This window comes from Deferrisoma palaeochoriense, from assembly GCF_054656955.1.
The window spans coordinates 1-4227 of sequence record NZ_BAAHXI010000122.1 but is presented as its reverse complement, the minus strand read 5'-3'; the positions used below and the strand labels follow the sequence as shown (position 1 = coordinate 4227).

Annotated in this window: 4 protein-coding genes and 1 pseudogene; 2 read left to right on the top strand and 3 right to left on the bottom strand. The window is 63.2% G+C overall.

Features of this window, described 5'->3' with window-relative positions; all coding sequences use genetic code 11:
- Together ACYQ8L_RS18115 and ACYQ8L_RS18110 are read right to left on the bottom strand one after the other, a co-directional pair.
- The coding region (locus tag ACYQ8L_RS18115) for a hypothetical protein (protein WP_459943225.1) at nucleotides 1-212 on the bottom strand (212 nt) is incomplete at its 3' end.
- A 415-nt stretch (nucleotides 213-627) separates the two neighbouring features.
- Nucleotides 628-1029: pseudogene (locus ACYQ8L_RS18110) on the bottom strand (transposase); the annotation flags it as partial.
- A gap of 93 nt (nucleotides 1030-1122) precedes the next feature.
- On the opposite strand from ACYQ8L_RS18110, the gene ACYQ8L_RS18105 reads away from it, so the two are divergent.
- On the top strand, nucleotides 1123-1578 hold the full coding sequence (locus tag ACYQ8L_RS18105) for a hypothetical protein (RefSeq protein ID WP_459943224.1): 456 nt from the start codon (nucleotides 1123-1125) through the stop codon (nucleotides 1576-1578).
- Between the two features lie 3 nt (nucleotides 1579-1581).
- Entirely contained in the window at nucleotides 1582-2292 is a 711-nt protein-coding gene (locus ACYQ8L_RS18100) for a transposase (protein WP_459943223.1), read from the top strand.
- A 218-nt stretch (nucleotides 2293-2510) separates the two neighbouring features.
- Here ACYQ8L_RS18100 and ACYQ8L_RS18095 read toward each other — a convergent pair whose 3' ends face one another.
- Complete coding sequence (locus ACYQ8L_RS18095) at nucleotides 2511-3131, bottom strand: hypothetical protein (protein WP_459943222.1); 621 nt, start codon at nucleotides 3129-3131, stop codon at nucleotides 2511-2513.
- Nucleotides 3132-4227 lie beyond the last annotated feature (1096 nt).

Genomic DNA, 4227 nt, shown 5'->3' with positions numbered 1-4227 from the left:
TTGTTTATGCTGTACATAATCGCATTGTTCCCTTTGGAGTATTCCACCCCGAGAACGCACGATTGTTTTTCTATGATGCGATCAAGTTCCGCAATATGTCTAGCAAACACATCCCTCGCCACTTGCCTTGTTGTAATTGACGCACAACCAGACAGGTAAAGGCCAAAAAGAGCAGCGCTACATGCGATAACAGGTGTCTTCAGCGTTTTCATTGCCAATCTTCCTCCCCTTATTTTTGTGATGTCTTGGCCCATTGCTCTACTCTGGGGCTTTTCTACAGAATACCTGGAATCGGACGAGCGGCCGATGACTCCGTTAGATACTTGCGAGTCAGATATCGATGGAATTGAAAAAATATGCACCGACAAAAACCTATCCTGAGTCCGTGAGTACTCAGGGCGCGTAGGGGGTGCAGACCCTTCGGAAGGGGCCTTTCGCCCCCAGTAGGCGCCGACAACGTGGGTTCCAGGTTCTATAAGAAGGGTTTTACAGCCACATGAAGCACCAATTCCTCGCATGAAAGTGGACAACCCTGTCCGGAAGGTGGAGTGGGCCCTTCAGCCCTCTCCCTCCCCCCGGGTCAGACCGTGGCCGGGTCTCGAACCCCGGGCAGTGGGCTCCAAATCACAGCCACCAGCGCCGCCCCCGTCGGACCACCCGCGCCGCCGGGTACATCAACTCCTGCATCACCGTCCTAATCCGCCGACGCTCGGCCGGGTGTCGAACCGGCGCCCCCGATCCCACCAACACCTTCTGCCCCAAGAGCCGCAGAAGGTTGTAGGCCATCCTCCCCAACGCCAGCACCAGCGCGTTCGTCCGGAACCTTCCCGACGGCAACCGCTCCAGGTTCAGGTCGGTTCTAAACTCGCTGTGGAACTGCTCGCTTGTCCCCCGGCCGTCGTACGCCTTGGCGACCTCTTCCCCGGGCAAACCCACCGAGGTCCACCAGCCCTCGATCTCGATCTCCGGGGTCAACAGAAGCTGCCCGTGCCGGTCGGCCGCCCGGCGCACCAGCCGCACCACGCGCCGAAATCGCACGGTGCGCCCCTGCCAGCGGCGCGCCACGATCTCGTCGTCGACCCATCGTTTCAGCGGATCGATGCCACCCAGGTCACCTCGAACATGGCGAACCTCAACCGCCTGACGCTGTTTGCCCGCACGATCGAGGCGTTCCTGCGGGAGGTGGAGCGCGGGTGCCCGGACAGGGCGCGAGAGGTAGCCGGGGAGATTCGCGGTCGCTATTTGGACCGGAGCGGCTACTTCGGTGACCCTCGGCAGGGGGGGGAAGCCCGCCGGCGCCTGGAGCAGGCCGCCGAGGACGTGGCCACGCTGGTGGCCCAGTTCGAAGGGGTGGAACCGGTAGGTTCCTTTCGCACCTACGCCCTTCTGGTCCGGTTGTTCACCGAACAGTGCCGGGTGGAGCCGTCGCCGTCGGATGAAGGGGAGGAACGGGGAGACCCGTCGCAGCGAATCGTCGTACTTCGCGATCCCAAGGAGATCTCGTCGGACTCGCTCCAGAACCCCTCGGATCCGGATGCCACGTACAACCGGCACAAGGGCAAGGGATACACGGTCTAGGTGATGGAGACTTGCACCGAGACGAACCCGGTCCAGCTCGTCACAGCGGTCATGGTCCAAGGGGCCAACGAAGGAGATGGAAGCGCCCTGGTGCCGATGCTCGATGCCTTGCCGCAACGGGGCTGGGGCCCGGAGCGGGTGCTCGGGGACACCCACTACGGGGGCACCGAGCGGCTCTTGGCGGCGGCGCAACGGCGGGTGGACCTGCTGGCGCCCACCCCGGGCACGGTGGATCCCGCGGACCTTACGATCATGGACTTCGGGATCGATGCGGACACGCTGAAGATCCTCTCGTGCCCCGAGGGCCACGGCGTGGAGCGCCGGCGTTCCCATGCCGAGGGCAAGGGGGAAACCGTGTGGTTTTCCGCTGAGGCGTGCGAGACGTGTGAACAACAGGACAGCTGCCCCGCCGGCCGCCTTCAGGGTCGACTTCGCGTGACGCCGGAAGCCCTGCTTTTGGCGTGGAACCGGGCACGGGAGACGACACAGGCATTTCGAGAGGTGTACCGCCTGCGCTCGGGAATCGAGGGGACGATGAGCGAACTGAAGCGGGCCCACGGGCTGGATCGGATCTGGACACGAGGGCGAACGCGGCTGACGTGGGTGGTGCGCTGCAAGGCTCTGGCCTGCAACATCAAGCGGGTCGCCCGGTGGTGGCGCCGAGAGGTGGTGGGTGCAGGCCGGCCCGGCTGGCTTGTAGCCGCCACGGTCTAGGACGGAAGCGAAGGGAGAGACGTGTCGTGAGAGCACCCTAGCACCTCAGCCTAACTGCTGGGGCCACCGGCTACGGCTCCAGCTCGTGGACCGTTGCTTCCGAGCCCGGCCGGGGGGCAATCCGCTGAAACTCAGGCGGCCAACGCCCCGCATCCGAGCGAAGCCCCAAGTCACGCGAAAACACTTTTCTCAGGCTCATCATCATTGCCAGATCAGCCTCACAAGATCGGAACCTCTGGGATCCGGCGGTCAAACTCTTCGCTCATGCCCGTTAGCAGTAGCTCGCTGAGGAGGTCACAACACCGAACGACTTTGCAAGGGTTGGAGTCGTTCGCGTGGGGGGTGAGCATGCCGTGGGCGAAGATGTGGCGAATCGAGCTCGCCAGATACGCCACGTTGGTCGAGCCCCCCGCGAGGTAACGCTCCAACTCGTCCCGGTGCCGTCGGTTCACCCTCTCGTAGAGAAAGTGATAAAAGGACCCGTTCCGGTCGATCCGCTTGACCCTGGCCGCCACGTCGTCGGCACCATAGGGGCGGAAGATCTCTTGAAAGTGCGTCCGATCCGTCCCCGTGATCGCGCTGAACTGCTCGAAGCACGACCAGCACAGAAACACCCGAAACAACGCCGAATACCCGGCCACGGTGCTCTGGCTGTAACCATGCAACTGGAGGGTCTCGAACGACGACGCAAGCCGGTACCGGTTGCCGAACCGTATCACGTCCCCCCGGGTGCCCTGGAACCCCAGATCGCTCGCTTGGGCGCCCCGTCGCACGTGTTTCAGGAACCGGCCCCACCCCTTGGGATACCGGGATCTCCTGCGGCCGCCCCGGAAGCTCATGGCATGTCCTCCATGGTCGGGATTCTACGGGGGTTTACGACACGCCACCCAAACAAAGAAAAAGCGGCACCCGGCTGCCCCTGCCAGCCTGAGTGCCGCCTTTTTCGCAAGTTAGACGCCCCGCCAGTTGGTTTCACGTCGATGGCCCCTGTCCACCGGTGAACTCGACGGCGACAGTTTCCCAACATCCCACGGCCGTGGTCAACCCCCCAAAGCGCCCCGGATGTAGAGGCGCTCGCCAGCCAGCGTTCCCCGTCGGGCGCAACCGCTGCGGGGTTGGGCCGCCGTACGCCCCGACGGCTACGCCCTCCCTGTCATGGCTATCCCCTAGATCGCAACTGGTACGACATGGCGCGATCTAGGAGGGGCAAGCATCCTTTCCGATTCGAGAGCGAGCAGGGCAGACCTCGTACCCGCCGTGGCCACCGCGGGAGAAAGGTCCTTGTACACCTCCTCGTCGGCGTCGCTTCACCACTCCGAAAGCGCTTCGGCCACCGCAGACGGATCCTCCTCGTCCTCCGGGCCGAGCCGCCGAACATGAGCGCAGATGTCGAATTCGAGGGTTCGGGCGATCCGGTCGCCGGGGAAGAGCCCGAGGGCGGTACGGACGTTCTTGAGGACCGTCGTTCGCCCTCTTGAGTGTTCACGTTGTGACCATTCGCGTTTCCCCCATTGACGCGATGCTCCGAGGTCGGGCTTCTCCGTTCGAGGATCATCTTCCCGGCCGTTTCTGCGGGAAGTATACCGGGCCGGGCGTCGCCGCCTCCGCTGTGCGGATTTGGTGGGGAGTTCGAGCAGGAAGCACCAGTCGGGCATAACGTCGACGGGTCGGCTTTCTACCTCGATCCGTTCTTCGTGCTCGCAGGTCACCGCCGAATAGCCCGACCATGCTGAAGGAGAATACGGGATCCTGTTTGGCGAAGGCCGAGAGACCCTCTAGTGCGCCGAGGTCATTTTTCGTAACGGTAGTGCAAGAAATTTTGTGTATCAGGCCTGGGGCGAGGAGACAAAGGAGGTGTAGCGGTGGAAGCCCAGGTCAGGCAACGCAAGGATAAGGACAAAGTAGCGATCCCCGAGGCCGTGGATCAACTCGCGA

Coding starts and splice junctions, on each gene's coding strand:
- ACYQ8L_RS18105 (WP_459943224.1), top strand. CDS start 1,123: ATGGCGAACCTCAACCGCCTGACGCTGTTTGCCCGCACGATCGAGGCG.
- ACYQ8L_RS18100 (WP_459943223.1), top strand. CDS start 1,582: ATGGAGACTTGCACCGAGACGAACCCGGTCCAGCTCGTCACAGCGGTC.
- ACYQ8L_RS18095 (WP_459943222.1), bottom strand. CDS start 3,131: ATGAGCTTCCGGGGCGGCCGCAGGAGATCCCGGTATCCCAAGGGGTGG.